Source organism: Streptomyces sp. NPDC020731, from assembly GCF_044334705.1.
GTDB lineage: Bacteria > Actinomycetota > Actinomycetes > Streptomycetales > Streptomycetaceae > Streptomyces.
In genome coordinates, this window is sequence record NZ_JBIRTN010000001.1 from 501453 (window position 1) to 516876 (window position 15424).

15 protein-coding genes are annotated in these 15424 nt (G+C 71.8%); 7 read left to right on the top strand and 8 right to left on the bottom strand.

Annotated features, from left to right (window positions below):
• Positions 1 to 153: 153 nt before the first annotated feature.
• Entirely contained in the window at positions 154 to 585 is a 432-nt protein-coding gene (locus ACH4VX_RS02290; protein ID WP_398365234.1) for a hypothetical protein, read from the top strand.
• Between the two features lie 71 nt (positions 586 to 656).
• Here the strand turns inward: ACH4VX_RS02290 and ACH4VX_RS02295 are convergent, their stop codons facing one another.
• The 8 genes from ACH4VX_RS02295 to ACH4VX_RS02330 form a co-directional block, all read right to left on the bottom strand.
• Entirely contained in the window at positions 657 to 2177 is a 1521-nt protein-coding gene (locus ACH4VX_RS02295) for a DUF1996 domain-containing protein (RefSeq protein ID WP_398365236.1), read from the bottom strand.
• A gap of 215 nt (positions 2178 to 2392) precedes the next feature.
• Positions 2393 to 3046, bottom strand: a complete 654-nt coding sequence (locus ACH4VX_RS02300) for a LuxR C-terminal-related transcriptional regulator (RefSeq protein WP_398365238.1) — start codon at positions 3044 to 3046, stop codon at positions 2393 to 2395.
• Complete coding sequence (locus tag ACH4VX_RS02305) at positions 3031 to 4302, bottom strand: sensor histidine kinase (protein ID WP_398365240.1); 1272 nt, start codon at positions 4300 to 4302, stop codon at positions 3031 to 3033. Before ACH4VX_RS02305 ends, ACH4VX_RS02300 begins: the two co-directional genes overlap by 16 nt.
• A 70-nt stretch (positions 4303 to 4372) precedes the next feature.
• Positions 4373 to 5383 (bottom strand): SDR family oxidoreductase, encoded by a 1011-nt coding sequence (locus ACH4VX_RS02310; RefSeq protein ID WP_398365241.1) that lies wholly within the window; start codon positions 5381 to 5383, stop codon positions 4373 to 4375.
• A 72-nt stretch (positions 5384 to 5455) separates the two neighbouring features.
• Complete coding sequence (locus ACH4VX_RS02315; protein ID WP_398365243.1) at positions 5456 to 6019, bottom strand: winged helix-turn-helix domain-containing protein; 564 nt, start codon at positions 6017 to 6019, stop codon at positions 5456 to 5458.
• A 349-nt stretch (positions 6020 to 6368) separates the two neighbouring features.
• The gene (gene glnII / locus ACH4VX_RS02320) at positions 6369 to 7397 is read right to left on the bottom strand and encodes a glutamine synthetase (protein ID WP_398365245.1); all 1029 of its coding nucleotides are present in this window, start codon (positions 7395 to 7397) and stop codon (positions 6369 to 6371) included.
• A gap of 273 nt (positions 7398 to 7670) precedes the next feature.
• Positions 7671 to 8327 carry a hypothetical protein gene (locus ACH4VX_RS02325; protein ID WP_398365247.1) on the bottom strand — a complete coding sequence of 219 codons (657 nt, stop codon included), beginning with the start codon at positions 8325 to 8327 and terminating at the stop codon, positions 7671 to 7673.
• 110 nt (positions 8328 to 8437) lie between these two features.
• Positions 8438 to 8797 carry an ArsC/Spx/MgsR family protein gene (locus ACH4VX_RS02330; protein WP_398365248.1) on the bottom strand — a complete coding sequence of 120 codons (360 nt, stop codon included), beginning with the start codon at positions 8795 to 8797 and terminating at the stop codon, positions 8438 to 8440.
• Positions 8798 to 9029: 232 nt separating this feature from the next.
• On the opposite strand from ACH4VX_RS02330, the gene ACH4VX_RS02335 reads away from it, so the two are divergent.
• The 6 genes from ACH4VX_RS02335 to ACH4VX_RS02360 all read left to right on the top strand — a co-directional run bounded on the left by ACH4VX_RS02335 (position 9030) and on the right by ACH4VX_RS02360 (position 15401).
• On the top strand, positions 9030 to 9344 hold the full coding sequence (locus ACH4VX_RS02335; protein ID WP_398365250.1) for a hypothetical protein: 315 nt from the start codon (positions 9030 to 9032) through the stop codon (positions 9342 to 9344).
• Positions 9345 to 9534: 190 nt separating this feature from the next.
• Positions 9535 to 10767 carry a sensor histidine kinase gene (locus tag ACH4VX_RS02340; RefSeq protein WP_398365251.1) on the top strand — a complete coding sequence of 411 codons (1233 nt, stop codon included), beginning with the start codon at positions 9535 to 9537 and terminating at the stop codon, positions 10765 to 10767.
• A complete protein-coding gene (locus ACH4VX_RS02345) occupies positions 10767 to 11441 on the top strand; it encodes a response regulator (RefSeq protein WP_398365253.1) in 675 nt (224 codons plus the stop codon). Before ACH4VX_RS02340 ends, ACH4VX_RS02345 begins: the two co-directional genes overlap by 1 nt.
• Before the next feature lie 170 nt (positions 11442 to 11611).
• Positions 11612 to 12043, top strand: coding sequence for a hypothetical protein (locus ACH4VX_RS02350; RefSeq protein WP_398365255.1), 432 nt, complete (start codon positions 11612 to 11614; stop codon positions 12041 to 12043).
• Between the two features lie 23 nt (positions 12044 to 12066).
• The gene (locus ACH4VX_RS02355; protein ID WP_398365257.1) at positions 12067 to 12834 is read left to right on the top strand and encodes an ABC transporter ATP-binding protein; all 768 of its coding nucleotides are present in this window, start codon (positions 12067 to 12069) and stop codon (positions 12832 to 12834) included.
• Positions 12831 to 15401 carry an FtsX-like permease family protein gene (locus ACH4VX_RS02360; protein ID WP_398365258.1) on the top strand — a complete coding sequence of 857 codons (2571 nt, stop codon included), beginning with the start codon at positions 12831 to 12833 and terminating at the stop codon, positions 15399 to 15401. The genes ACH4VX_RS02355 and ACH4VX_RS02360 overlap by 4 nt, the downstream gene beginning before the upstream one ends.
• Positions 15402 to 15424: the final 23 nt, after the last annotated feature.

Below are 15424 nucleotides of genomic sequence, written 5' to 3' on the forward strand. Positions count from 1 at the left end.
AGCAGAACGAGCGGACCGGCGGATGGTCACCTGACCCGCGTGGTCGTTGAGCGCAGGCGGCGTCCCGGCCGTATCGATGGTCGAGGGCCCCGGGACGGGGCTCCGTGCGGCGTGTCGCCGTCACGATGTCGCCGTCAAGGACCGGAGGAACACATGAGGGTGACCCGACCGATGCTCGCGCTGACCGGCGCGGTGGCGGCCCTGGCGCTGGCGGGCTGCGGAACCGGCGGCGACGGCGAGGACCAGGTGCCGCCCACCGCGACCGGCAGCCTGGAGCATCTGGCCGCCGAGGCGGAGTGCGAGCCGAACATGCAGACCGACGCCGACACCATCCGCCAGGCCCTGTGCAAGAAGGGCGGGGAGAAGTACGTCCTCGCCACCTTCGCCACCGACCGCGGTCAGCGCGAGTGGCTCAACACCGCCAAGGACTACGGCGGTTACTACCTCGTGGGCCGCAAGTGGGTGGCCGTCGGCGAGGAGAGGACCGTGACGGCCCTGCGGGGCACGCTCGGCGGAACCATGGAGGAAGGGTCCGAGCACATGAACCCCGGTGGCAGCCACAACCAGGGCGGCCACCACGGCTGACCCGCGGCTTCGGGCGGACGGAAGGGGCCGGCGGTGGGGTCTCCCACCGCCGGCCCCTTCCCGCTGCGGGACTACTGGCAGTCCTGGCCGCTGTTGATGCAGTCGACCATCTCGTTCATCAGGTCCTCGTCGAAGAAGTTGATGAAGTCGTTGTGGTCGGTGAGCGGCTTGTGCAGCTGCTCGGGGAAGGAGTCCAGCGCGAACGGGTTCACGACCTGCCCGTTGTCGATCTGCGGGGCCGGGATGTTGCCGTAGACCAGGCGGACCTGGAGCTGGGGGATGGCCTGGAAGCCGTTCGAGCAGGTGCCGTCCGCCTCGACGAAGTCCATGTGCGTGCGGTGGTTGGCACTGTCGGTGTTCTGGCCGTCCCAGCAGCTCTGGAAGTTGGTCGTCCTGACCACGCTGCTGCCCTCGGGGCAGATCGGGTACTTGTCCGTCACCTGCCGGTCCTCGAAGCCGGTGCAGCTCCAGGCGGTGTTGGCGTTGTTCGGCCCGTTGGTGAAGGACTTGGCGTCACCGGTGATGATGCGCAGGGCCCTCGGCATCGCGACGACCTCGCTCGTCCGGTTGCCGACGAACTTCAGCTGCGCCTCGGTGGGCGCGACGATCTTGCCGACGTTGCCGTCCTGACCGCCGCCCGGCTGGTCCTGGTCGATGTCCTGCGTACCGTCCTGGATCCGCAGGACCGGCCAGAAGTACGTCGACCTGTCGCCCTGGTTCTGGCAGGTCGTCTCGCCGTTGGCCAGGTCCTCGTCGCTCGCGAAGGCGGTGTTGGCCTGGTTGCCGACGTAGTCGTGCTGGTGCTGGGCACCGTTGCTGACGCCGGGAGCGGCGATCACGTTGTCCGAGTTGCGGAGCGCGTTCTCGTTGGTGCCGCACTCGGTGGTGAAGGTGCCCGTCGAACCGCCGTCGCCGTTCGCGGCCAGGCCGTTGGGCAGGTTGCGGGAGTTCGGCTGGACGTCCTCGATGTTGATGAAGTCGTCCGCCACGGGGCCGTTCTCGGCCTGACCGCCGTTGCCCTGGTCCTGGCCGTTGTCCTGGCCGCCGTCACCCTGGTCCTGGCCACCGTCGTTCTGGCCGCCGTCGCCCTGGTCCTGGCCGTTGCCGCCGTTGTTCCCCGGCTGTTCGACGGGAACGCCCTGACACCGGGCGAACCGGCCGAGGTCGCGCGGCGCCTCGCCGCCCGCCCGGTTGATGTTGATGCCGATACGGTCCAGGGTGGCCGTCCGCTTGGACTTCAGCGGTCCGAGGATGGCGTTGTCGACGTAACCTCCGTCGCCCGCCTGGGCCTGGCGCGTCTCCGCGAGACGCGTGTAGGCATCCGTGATCTGCCGGTCCAGCAGGGCCAGTTCCTTCGCCACGCCCCGGCGCGCCTTCCTCGGCACCTTCGTCAGTTTCTGGCCGACGTCGGGGCAGTTGATGGTGGCGACCTGCGTCCCCCTCGACTTCGTCCGGTTGTGGCCTCCGTCCTCGTGTGCCGAGGCGTAGAAGTTAGCCCAGACCAGCCCGCCCCCACCGAGCGCCAGGGTCGCCGCCCCGGCTATCACCTTGGTGGCCAGCGGCATACGGCGTTTTCTTGTGTTGCGAGTCATGGAACTCCTCTGACTTCCTTGCGGGGCATCGCATTGCGGGGCTTCGAGGCGCCCGACAGGAGTGAAGCGGCCCCCTTGAGTACGGGGACCGCCCCACGGGTGTTCACCCGTATCGGAAATCGATGAGAAGTCAGTACGGCCACACTGGTTTCAACAACCGCCGCAACACCGGGAGTTGTTGATCGCCCACCCGGGGTGAAGGGGTGCGTCCGGTTTCACCGGCCGTGGTCGAGATACGCGAGTACCGCCAGCACGCGCCGGTTGTCGTCGTCCGAGACCTCCAGTCCCAGTTTGGCGAAGATGTTCGCGGTGTGCTTCGCGATCGCCCGTTCCGTCACCACCAGTTTGGCCGCGATCGCCGCGTTGGTCCGCCCCTGCGCCATCAGCTCCAGCACCTCCAGCTCCCGGGGCGTCAGCCGCGCCAGCGGCCGGTCGTCGCCCGACTGCCGCGCCAGCAGCTGCTGGATCACCTGCGGATCCATCACCGTACCTCCCTGCGCCACCCGTCGTACGGCGTCCACGAACTGCTCCGCGTCGAACACCCGGTCCTTCAGCAGATAGCCCACCCCGCCGCTGCCGTCCGCCAGCAACTCCCGTGCGTACAGCTGCTCCACGTGCTGCGAGAGCACCAGCACCGGCAGCCCCGGCCGCCGGCGGCGGGCCTCCAGCGCGCACTGCAGTCCCTCGTCGGTGTGCGTCGGCGGCAGCCGTACGTCGACCACGGCGACGTCGGGCTCCAGCCCGGCCAGCGCCCGGGTCAGCTCGGGCCCGGACTCCACGGCCGCCGCGATCTCGAAGTCGTGCGCCTCGAGGAGCCGGACGAGTCCGTCGCGCAGCAGGAACAGGTCTTCGGCTAGGACAACGCGCAAGGCATCTCCATGGTGACCAGGGTGGGGCCGCCGACGGGGCTGCTGACGGCCAGGACGCCGTCGAATGTACCCAGTCGCCGCTCCACTCCGGTCAGTCCCGAACCGGCTCCGATCACCGCGCCGCCCTTGCCGTTGTCGGTGATGCCCACCCGCAGATGGCCGTCGGCGTGGTGCAGGTCGATCCAGATCCGGTCGGCGCCGGAGTGCTTGACCGTGTTGGTGAGCACCTCGCTCACCGCGAAGTACGCGGCCGACTCCACCGGGGCCTCGGCCCGCCCGGACAGCTCCACGGTCACCTCCGTGGCCACCGGCAGCCGCAGCGCCAGCGCCCGCACCGCGTCACCGAGCCCGCGCTCGGCCAGCACCGGCGGATGGATGCCGCGCACCAGCTCCCGCAGTTCGGTCAGCGCCTCGGCGGAGGACCGCCGGGCGTGCGCCAGCAGTTCACGCGCCTTCGCCGGGTCCTTCTCGATCAGCGCCTCGATCGTCCCCAGGTCCATGCCCATGGCGACCAGCCGCGCCTGCGCCCCGTCGTGCAGATCCCGCTCGATGCGCCGCAGTTCGGCGGCGGAGGTGTCCACGGCGTCCCGCCGGGTCTCCGACAGCACCCGCACCCGCTCGGTCAGCTCACTCCGGTTCGAGCCGAGGACGGCCCGGGTGAGCAGGAAGTGCCCGTGCAGCAGACGGGGGGTGAGGAAGTGCGCGAGGAACAGCAGGACGAGGGCGAGCGCACCGGCGCCCAGCGCCGATGTCTGGTCGGAGACCGGCACGAAGCCGTACCAGTACCCGTCGGGCAGGACCCGCCACAGGGCGATGGCGATGAGGATCCCCTCCAGCGGGTAGAGCAGCAGCGCGGCCGGCAGTACCGCGGTGGTGAAGCCTGCCGTCATGTCGGCCAGCAGCCACCGCAGATCCCGCCAGGTCGCCGGGTCGCCCAGCATCCCGAACGTCCGCCCCCACGGGTTGGCGTCCTTCGGTACCGGCCGGTACGACGGCGTGATCCGCACCCCGCCCCACTCGGCCGCCAGCGCCCGCCGCCAGTTCGCGTACGTCCGCACGGCGGTGAGCATGTACGGGGTGGTGACGATGCCGATCCCGATCGGGATCAGCGAGATGGACACCGCGGACAGCACGAAGCACAGCACCGAGGCGGGCAGCGACACCAGCGCCAGCCCCAGGGTCCGTGCCGCCCCCTTCGCCATGCCCTTCAAACGCTGCTCCCGCTGCCCGCCGCGGTTCTTCGTGTCGATGGTCATGGGGAAGATTCTGGTCGAGCGGGGCGCGCAGGTCACTGGGCCGATCCCCCCGGTCGCGGGGTGGTGCTACCTACACCCCCGGGGTGTTCGCGAGCACCTTCGCCTCCACCTCCGGATCGAGCCCCTTGCCGGTCCGGTCCGGGCGCTGGGGCGCGGTGCCGCCGATCTCCCCCAGCCAGGCCCAGGTGTCGGCCACCGTCTCGGCGACCGGACGGCAGCGCAGTCCCGTCGCGACCGCCCGGGAGACGTCCGCCGCGTGCAGCGCGTCGTGCAGGTCGCTGCCCGGCGGCACCCACACCGGCAGCTGCGTCCACGGCTCGATCCCCGCCTCGAGGATCACCTCCGGCGCGGTCCACCGCAGCTCGGCCGCGCCCCCGGTCACCCCGGCGCACGCCTCCAGCAGCTCGCCCATCGTGGTGTGCCCCTGCGGCGACATCAGGTTGTACGGCCCGCTCAGCCCCCGTTCCGCCGCCCCGAGGATCCACTCCGCGAGGTCGCGGACGTCGACGTACTGCAGCGGCAGGTCACGCGGCCCCGGCGCGAGGACCGGTCCGCCGCGCGCCATCCGGTTCAGCCACCAGGGCAGCCGGCCCACGTTCTCGTACGGCCCCAGGAGCAGCCCGGCCCGCACCAGCAGCGACCGGTCCGCGCCGAAGGCGTCCACGGCGGCCAGCTCACCGCCCCTCTTGTCCCGCGCGTAGTCCGTGGGACCGGCGTCGGCGGAGGCGCCCTCCACCACGGGCGCCTGCTCGGTGTACCCGGCGGGCGGGGCCCAGTCGTACACCGAGCAGCTCGACACGTACACGTACCGTCCGGCGCGGCCCCGCAGCAGCCGCGCCGCGTCCCGCACCGCGCGCGGGGCGGCCGACCAGGAGTCGACGACGACGTCCCACTCCCCGGGGCCCTCGTCGAGCGCGGCCAGACCGTCGGGCGCGGTGCGGTCGCCCAGCAGCGTCCGCGCGCCCTTCGGGGCCTCGTGCCGTCCCCGGTGGAAGACGGTCACCTCCCAGCCCCGCCCGAGGGCCGCCTCGACGACGGCCCGGCCCGCGAACTCCGTACCACCCAGCATCAGAAGTCTCATACCGGTGACTCTGCCCGGCCGGGCGGCCGGGGGGAACGGGAATCTGCTGTCGGCAGACCGGCCGTGGGCGGTTCAGCGCCCGGCCGGCGGAACGTACTTGTAGCCGACCCGGCGTACGGTGCGGATCGTGTCCCGGTGTCCGGCGCCCAGTTTGCGGCGCAGCCGGGCGATGTGGACGTCGACGGTGCGGCCGTCGCCGACATGGCCGTAACCCCACACCGTGCCGACCAGGTGGTCCCGGGTGTGCACCCGGCCCGGGTGCGCCACGAGATGGGCGAGCAGCTCGAACTCCAGGTAGGTGAGGTCGAGTTGACGTCCGTCGACGTGGGCGGTGCGCTGCACGGTGTCGACCCGGATCAGCGGGTCGTCGTCGCTCCCGGGGCCGGGGGAGCCGGCCGGGTCCGGTACCGCGGCCGGGAACGGCGGCTGCTGGTCGGCGGGGACCAGTACCAGGTAGCCGACCATCGGGGGACGGCCGGGCAGGACGGGCAGGGCGTGCTGCGGCGCGGGCAGCCAGGTGGCACCCGGCGGCAGCAGATCCGCGACGGTCACCACCTCGTCCCGGTCGACGGCGCGCAGCCGGGGGTGAGCGGGGAGGGCGGGGGAGACGGAGGACAGGGAACGGGTGGTCGCCATGAGTCGTCAGCTCTTTCGCGCGAAGGGGTTCGTCGAGGACGTACGCGGTTCGCGCCGGCCGAAGGCCGCCGGGGGTCCGGGACCTGCCGGATGCCCGGGCTTCAGAGGGCCGGCGCGTTCGTCGCGCGACAACACGCCCGGTCGAAGTCGTGGTGCTGACGGGAAGGCCAGAACGGCTCGAGGTCACCGCGACCCGTCGCGTCGTACTTCCGGAAACCGGCCATGCGTCCATTGAAGCAGACACCCGCGCCCGGCAGGAGCCCCCTCTCACCGCTCGGACAAGGCGAAGGGGCGTCCACCCCGACGGTGGACGCCCCTCGCGTCGTCTGCGGTACGGCCGGGGTACGGATCAGACCTGGCCGGCCTTCTCCAGCGCGGTGCAGCACGTGTCGACCAGCAGACGGGTCACCACGTACGGGTCGACGTTGGCGTTCGGACGGCGGTCCTCGATGTAGCCCTTGCCGTCCTTCTCGACCTGCCACGGGATGCGGACCGAGGCGCCGCGGTCCGAGACGCCGTAGGAGTACTCGTTCCACGGGGCGGTCTCGTGCAGACCGGTGAGACGGTCGTCGATGCCGGCACCGTAGTTCTTCACGTGGTCCAGCGGCTTGGAGCCCTCACCGAGCGACTCGCACGCGGTGATGATCGCGTCGTAACCCTCGCGCATCGCCTTGGTGGAGAAGTTGGTGTGCGCGCCCGCGCCGTTCCAGTCGCCCTTGACCGGCTTGGGGTCGAGGGTGGCGGAGACCTCGAAGTCCTCGGCCGTGCGGTAGAGCAGCCAGCGGGCCACCCACAGCTGGTCGGAGACCACCAGCGGGGCCAGCGGGCCGACCTGGAACTCCCACTGGCCGGGCATGACCTCGGCGTTGATGCCGGAGATGCCCAGGCCCGCCTTCAGGCAGTTCTCCAGGTGCGCCTCGACGACGTCCCGGCCGAAGATCTCGTCCGAGCCGACACCGCAGTAGTAGCCGCCCTGCGCGGCCGGGAAGCCGCCCTCGGGGAAGCCGAGCGGGCGGGCGCCCTTGAAGAAGGTGTACTCCTGCTCGATGCCGAAGATCGGCTCCTGCGCGGTGAACTTCCCGGCGACCTCGGCCAGCGCGGCACGGGTGTTGGTCTCGTGCGGCGTCATGTCCGTGTTCAGGACCTCGCACAGCACCAGGACGTCGTCGCCGCCGCGGAGGGGGTCCGGGCAGACGAAGACCGGCTTGAGGACGCAGTCGGAGGCGTGGCCCTTGGCCTGGTTGGTGGAGGAGCCGTCAAAGCCCCAGATCGGCAGCTCCGCGCCCTTGGCGTCGTCGTCCAGGATCTTCGTCTTGGAACGCAGCTTGGCGGTCGGCTCGGTGCCGTCGATCCAGATGTACTCGGCCTTGAAGCTCACGGTCCACATCCTTCGGGGTGGGGCTGGGCGCTTGCGCGGGTGCTGCGGCGCTGCGGCACTGGGGCGCCGCCGTCGATGCCACGCAGCCTGTCAACAGGCGATTTCCCGGCCATTGCCCGAATGTGAACCCCGTGTTACCTGACCCCGCTGTGTCCCACCTCACCGTGTGAGCACGCGGGAGGAGGGACGGCCCGGGTGGGAGGGGCGCGGGCGGGCCCGCCGCCCCGGTGGAGGGGAGCGGCGGGCCCCGGGAATCCGCGACGAACCCCGGTGTCAGCCCACCTTCTCGATCACCGCCCGGCGGATCAGGAACTTGCCGGCCTCGCGGACCTGCTCGAAGGCCGCGTTGTTGAGCAGTACGCAGCTGCCGGAGACGGAGGTGACCTCCACCGTCGTGGACTTGTTGTTGTCCAGGTTGGTGACCTTCAGCTTCGTACCGGCCGGGAACTGGTTGCTGGACGCGGCCGGGGCGCCGTCCTCGCCGGAGAGGGTGACGGTCGACCCGTTGCACACCTGCTCACCGGAGGCCTGCGCGCCCTCCTCCTCCGCGACCGGCTGCGAGGGAGCCGGCTGCGAGGGGGCGGGCTGCTCCGGCTGCGCGGCCTGGGAGTCCTGAGCCGACTCCCCCACCGTGCACCCGGACGCCTCCTGCTGGAGCCGGATCTGGTCGATGACCGCCTCGCGGTTGGCGATCCGCGCCTCGGACTGCGCGTCGGGGGCGGCCCGCTGGCCCTCGATGAACTTCTGGTTGTTGCCGAGCGCGGTGGCGAGACCCCGACAGACGGTCGAGTCCGCCGCCGACCTGGTGGTCGGCGGCGGCGCGGCGTTCGACGTGTTCGCCATGACGAAGGCCCCGCCTCCCGCCACCGTCGCGGCGCTCAGCAACAGCGCGAGCTTCTTCTTCGGGCCGAGACTTCTCCTGCGCGACATGCGCGCCTCCTGAAGAGGTAGGGGGAGCGTACGGCGCTATGTACGAGATACCGAACGGAGTTGCTCAGCGGTCGCGTCAACTCGGCGAAGTGGCCTGCGTCACACGGCTGTCAGCGGGAGAGGGCGTCCCGTACGGCCCCCTCCGTGCGGCCCACGACCGCCGTGCCGTCGTCCGCCGTGATGATCGGTCGCTGGATCAGCTTGGGATGCGAGGCGAGCGCCGCGATCCAGCGGTCCCGCGTACCGGCGTCCCGCGCCCACTCCTCGATCCCCAGCTCCGTCGCGACGGCCTCCCGGGTCCGGGTGATGTCCCACGGCTCCAGCCCGAGCCGCTCCAGCACCGCCCGGATCTCGTCCTCGCCCGGCACGTCCTCCAGATACCGCCGCACGGTGTACTCGGCCCCCTCGGCATCGAGCAGGCTGATGGCGCTACGGCACTTGGAACAGGCGGGATTGATCCAGATCTCCATGCCGCCCACGGTACGCCGCCACTCTGGTTGTTCGAATTCTTTGGCCCTCACGCGTGTCCCGCGGGACCGATGTGACGCAGCGGCAAAACCCGTGCTCACCAGCGGATTTATTGGCTCCTGCAGGTCTGCTGATTGTCAGTGTCGGGTAGTAAACTGTAAGCAGTGTTCGAGGGAGTCGCCGGGGTCGTCGTGGACCTCGGCGAGCCGCCCCGACCGCGACAGGAGGATGCCCGTGCCCGCTGCCGCACTGAAGCCGAAGCCCCTGCCCACCCAGTCCACCGCGAAGCGTCCCGTGCTGCTCGAACTGCCCTGTGCCCCGGTGGAGAAGCACGCCCTGCCGGCGGGCCGCCCGCGCGAGTGGTACGTCACCCACAACCGTCGGCTCAAGGCGATGCGCCTCGCCATCGCCCTGCTCGACTCCGGCGTCTACCTGCCCAACCAGGCCCGTAACGAGAGGATCCGCACCACGGCGGCACTGATCGGCGTCCACCCGCCGTCGGACACCACGTGCCACATGGTGCGCGCGTTCATGCGTTACAACCGTTGAGTTCCGGACCGGTGCCGGGCGGCCTCCACGCGTGAGGCGCCCGGCACCGCCGTGCCGCACGCCGGCCGCGCGCTGAGGCAAGATGGGCGGGTGAGGGCACCGTCCTCACCCCGAAATCCCTGCGGTCCGGCGGCACTTGTGCCGGCAGGCCACGCGTCGGCGCCCCTGCCGGAGGAGAAAGGTACGACGGTTGACTGAGGAGAGGGCGGTCCCGGTCCCGTCGTCCTGGATGACGCTGTCCGGCCGGTACGGACGCGCCGTCGCCCGGGCCTGCGACATCGGTATCGCGCTGGTGGTCCTGGTGGCCGCGGATTATTACGGCGGCGAGTACGACCTGCTCCTGGGCGGGTTGATGGCACTGAGCCTGCTGGCCCGCAGACGGTTCCCCGCCACGGTGATGGCGGTCGTCCTGGCGCTGGGCGTCGTCCAGTTCGTCCTGTACGACCTGCCCGACCTCCCGCTGGCGTCGGCGCCCGCCTCGTACGACGTGGCCGTGCTGTTCGCCATGATGTCGGTCGTCCACCATTCCCGGACCACCCGGATGCCGTATCTCGCGGGCGCCGCGGTGCTGCTGGCCGTGGCGGCCGGGACGGTGGGGATGCCGGCCCTCGGCATCGAGCCGTTCGTCGATCTCGAATCGCTCCTGGTCTTCTGGGGGCTGACGCTGATGGTCTGGCTGACGGCCTTCGCCCTGCACACGCGGCGCCTCTACGCCGAGAGCCAGGCGGCCCGCGCCTGGCACGTCGAGCGGGAACAGGAGCAGCGCGTCCGGCTGGCCGCGGCCCGGGAGCGGGCCGAGATCGCCCGTGAACTGCACGACGTGGTGGCGCACAGCCTGGCCGTGATGATCCTCCAGGCCGACGGCGCCGAGTCCGTGCTGCGGAAGTCGCCGGACATGGCTCAGTCCGCGCTGAAGACGATCGCCGCCACGGGCCGGGACGCGATCGACGACATGCACCGCATCGTCCGGGTGCTGCGCGAGGGAAACCCGGACCCCGCCGACAGCGATCCGCCACGGCGCCTGGTCACTCTTGACGAGATCGAGGTCGTCGCCGAACGTGCACGGACCGCCGGGCTGACCGTGGACGTGTCCGTTGAGGTCGGCGAAGGACGGCTGTCGCCGGCGGAGGAGATGACGGCCTTCCGTATCGTCCAGGAGTGCCTCACGAACGTGCTCCGCCACGCCGGAGCCGGGGCCGGGGTCGACATCCGGCTCAGTGAGGAGCCGGGCACACTGCTGATCAGTGTGGTCGACGACGGAGCGGGCACCCTCGCCGGCCGTGGCGTCGGCGGTCGCTCCGGAGGAAATGGACTCGTGGGGATGCGGGAACGGGCGGAGCTCGCCGGCGGCAGCTTCGAGGCCGGCCCCCGGCTCGGCAGCGGATGGCACGTACGTGCCTCGATTCCGACAAGGACGAAGTGATGACGCAGGCAGACAGGCCGATCCGGGTGGCCGTGGTGGACGACCAGCCGCTGATCCGGGCCGGTTTCTCCATGGTGCTGGCCGGTCAGGACGACATCGAGGTCGTCGGTGAGGCGGAGAACGGGGCGGACGCCCTCGACCTGCTGCGGAAGGTCGAGGCGGACGTCGTCATCATGGACATCCGCATGCCCGTCATGGACGGCATCCAGGCCACGGAGCAGCTCATGCGGCTGGACGATCCGCCCGGCGTGCTGGTGCTGACCACCTTCGACAACGACGAGGACGCGTTCGCGGCGCTGCGCGCCGGAGCCGGCGGCTTCCTGCTGAAGAACGCTCCCGCCACGGAGGTCGTGAACGCCATCCGGGTCCTGGCCGCGGGGGAGTCGGTGGTGGCGCCGCGTATTACCCGGCTGCTCCTCGACCGGGTCTCGGACCGGCTGGCACCGGCGAACGGACAGGCCGAACGGCTGGACGTCCTCACCGCGCGCGAGCGGGACGTGCTCGCCCTGGTCGCCCGGGGACTGTCCAACGCCGAGATCGCGGCGGAGCTGTACGTCGCGGGGGCCACGGTGAAGACGCACCTGGGCAACCTCATGGCGAAACTGCATCTGCGGGACCGTGCCCAGGCCGTCGCGTTCGCCTACGAGTCCGGACTGGTCCGTCCCTCCCCCTGAGGGTGCAGAGGCGCCGCCGGGTTCTGCCCCCGGGGGTGCAGGAACCACCCCGGCCGGCGTGCCAGATCCGCCGCGTCCGATCTCGGATTCGTGGCCGATGTCCGGCAGGCCGCCGGACTCCAGACTTCTCACTGTCGCCGAACGCGGCCGAGAAGACACTGGAGGATTCGATGAACACCACGCCCACCACGCAGAACCGCAGGCGGAACCGTCTCGTCATCGGTGCGGCCACGGCCGTGATCGTCGCGGCCCTGGCCGCCGGGGCGGGGTACTGGTGGCAGGACCGCAACGAGCTCAGCCAGGCGTCCGCCGAGGACTGCCGGCTGGCGCAGCGCATCGTCACCGAGGCCGAGGAGGTCTCCACCGGCCCCGTGCCGGACGCGGAGAAGTGGTGGAAGGAAACCGGTGACGAGCGTCGCGCGCAGATGAAGGACGGCTACCTCGGAGCCAAGATCTCCCGGTACGAGGGATGGGCGGTCGAGACCGCCAAGAAGTCCCCCGAAGCGCCGTCCGCGAAGGACGTGAAGAACCTCCAGGAGGACGCGCGGGGACACTGCTCGGACTCCGGCGTCACCCTGTCCATGCCGCCGCTCGGCTCCTGACCCGGATCGCGGGAACCGTCCCCATGGCTGTCCATACCGCCGTCCGCGGCCACACACCGGACGACGTCATCACCGCCACCGCCCTGGTGAAGACCTACCGTCAGGGCACCGCCGAGGTACGGGCCCTCGACGAGGTGTCCGTCGGCATCCGGCGCGCCCGGTTCACCGCCGTCGTCGGCCCCTCCGGGTCGGGGAAGTCGACCCTGATGCACTGCGCCGCCGGACTCGACACCGTCACCTCCGGCAGCATCGTCCTGGACGGAACGGAGATCACCGGACTGTCCGACCGGCAGCTGACCCGGGTGCGCCGGGAGCGGATCGGGTTCGTCTTCCAGTCGTTCAACCTGCTGCCGCAACTGACGGCCTACGAGAACATCGTGCTGCCCGTCACCATGTCCGGCGGGCGTCCCGACCGTGCCCTGGTGGACCACCTCTGCGAAGTCCTCGGCATCACCCACCGGGTGTCGCACCGCCCCGCCGAGCTGTCCGGCGGCCAGCAGCAGCGGGTCGCCGTGGCCCGGGCGCTGGTGGCCCGGCCGGCCGTGGTCTTCGCCGACGAACCCACCGGCAACCTCGACTCCCGGGCCGGCGCCGAAGTACTCACCATGCTGCGCCGGTCCGTCGACGACCTCGGCCAGTCGGTCGTGATGGTCACCCACGACCCCGCGGCCGCGCGGTACGCGGACCGGGTGCTGACCCTCGCGGACGGACGCGTCGTGCAGGACGAGCACGCCGCCCCCGCCGGGCGGACCGCCGCACTCGCCACCGACGTCATGGGGAGGCGGCGATGAGGAACCCGTGGCGTGCGACCGTCCTGGGCTCCCAGGTGGCGGAGCTCCTGCGGCGGCCCGGACGGTTCGCGGCGACCGGACTGTCGCTGCTGATCGCGGCATTCGTCGTCTTCGGGGCCGTCATGGCCCAGCAGATCATCACCGCGACCGTCGTCGAGAAGTTCCGCGGAACACCCGAAGCGGTGTCGCTGGTGGTCACGCCCGGCGACGACGGGGAGGACATCGGCGAGGCCCGCCTCCGCGAGATCCGCGAGACGCCCGGAGTCACCGAGGCCGTCGGCCGGATGGAGGGCGGCACACCGCTGGACGGCAGCGCCGTCGAACGCTACCTCGCTCTGTCCGCGGACCCGGGCACCGGCGCCCTGGCGGAAGTCCGGCTGCTCGACGGCGCGTATCCCTCCGGCCCGGGCCGGCTCGCCGTCAACACGCAGGCCGCGCGGGAATACGATCTCGCTCCGGGATCGTCGCTCACCCTGCTGCAGCCCGAAGCCGACGGCGACGGCACCCGACGGGTGACGGTCGAGGTCAGCGGCATCGTCCGCAGCACCGCCACGGACGACACGGAGCCCACCGGGTACGCCCCCGGCCCTCGACTCGGGGAGTTGCTCGGCGTGTCGGGCTATTCCCGCATCGACATCCGTACCGACACCGCGTCCTCCGCGTCCGGTTCCCTCTCCGCGGAGCCGGCGGAGCGGATCCGGCAGGCGGTGCCCGGAGCGCAGGTGCGGTCCGGGGACGAGGTGCGGGACCAGGAGGCCCGCGAGGCGGTCGCGGAGGCGAAGGACACCCTGGAACTGGTCACCGTCTTCCTCGCCGTCGCCGTCGGCGCGGCCGTTCTCGTCGCGACCTCCACCTTCCGCATCGTCTTCGCACGGCGCGTACGCCAGCTGGCGCTGCTGCGCGCCATCGGGGCGACCCCGCGACGGCTCGCCGCCGCGCTCGTCGTCGAAGGGGCGGTGGTCGGCCTGCTGGCCGGCACGACCGGTGTGCTGGCGGCCTGGGGCTGCGGGCAGCTCGTCCCCCCGGTCGCCGGGCGGTTCGGGCACGACCTGTCCGTCCCCTCCCAGGTTCCTCCGACGGAGGCCGTTCTCACCGTTCTCGGCACCGGCCTGCTGGCGGTCCTGGCGGTCCTGGCCCCGTCCCTGTCCGCCTCACGGGTCTCCCCGCTGCAAGCACTGCGGAGCGCGGCGTCCGGGGAGGGCGCGGCGAGCGGCATCGGCCGGACCCTGCTGGGCCTGCTGTGCGCGGCGGGCGCCGCGCTGCTCGCCTGGCGGCAGTACGGCGGACTGCCCCAGCCGGGCGACACGGAGTACGACCGGTTCGCGGCGCTGACCGTCGTGGTGCTCTCGGGCGGGCTGGCCTTCCTGGCCCTGATCGCCCTCGGTCCCCGTCTGGTCCGGCCGGTGCTGTCGGCCGTCGCCGTGCCACTGCGCCGCACCGGTGCGGCCGGCCGGCTCGCGGTCGCGGGCGTCGGGGGCGCGCCGGGCAGGGCGGCCTCGGTCTCGGTCGTCGTGGCCCTCGGCGTCTGCCTGGTCGGCTCGACCCTGACCTGCCTCGCCTCCCTGAACGCCTACGAGCGGTACCGGCAGGCGGTGGAGGCACCCGCCGACTTCTCCCTGTACGCGAGAGACAGCGAGTCGCTGGACCGGTCGCTGGCCGCCGACCTGACCTCTCACCCCGAACTGGCCGACGTGACCGCGTTCCGCACGGCGGAGGTCATCGAGGGCACCCGCAGCGCGACGGTCTCCGACCTCGACCTCGGCACCGTCCGCTCCGGCGTGGGCCTGACCGCCCGTACCGGCTCCCTCGACGACCTCGGCCCCGCCCACGTCGTCGTGGACGCCGACCACGCCCACCAGCTCGGCGTCCGGGCGGGCGACCGCGTGACGTTGAGGTTCGAGGGCCGCCCCGTCCACCTCACCGTGGCGGCGACGCTGCCCGGAGCCGGCCCCTACGGAGGGAACTTCTTCGTCCCCGCCGCGGATCTCACCCGTATGGGAGTGGGCGCGGCGCCCACCACGGTCACCGCCAACGCCTCGGAGGACGGCGCTCGGGGGCGGATACGCGCGCAGCGGGCCATCACCGGCACGCTGACCGGTCCGGAGCGCGGCGACGGCCGCGTCATCGCCGAGACCTCGGCCGGACAGGCCGGCGAGTCGGACGACCTGCGGACGATGGCCACGACAGTGATCATGGTCCTGGGACTGACCGTCCTCGTGGCGGTCGCCGGAGTCGCGACCACGGCGAGCCTCACCGTCGTCGAACGCAAGCGTGAGTTCGGGCTGCTGCGGGCCCTGGGACTCAGTGGAGCGGCCGTGCACCGCATGGTCACGGTGGAATGCGCGCTCTACGGCGTACTGGGGGGAGTGCTCGGTCTGGCGCTCGGCCTGCCGTACTCCTGGCTGGTGGTCCGCGTCGCCGAGACGAGCGCCCCGTTCAGCGTCCCCGCAGGGCAACTCGCGGGGGCCCTCACCGCCCTCGTCCTGGTGACCGCCGCCGCGGGAATGGTGCCCGCCCTCCGCGCCTCCCGGACCTCACCGACGGTCGCCGTCGCCCAGACCGAGTAGCCGGTGCACGGGCGGGCGGGTAC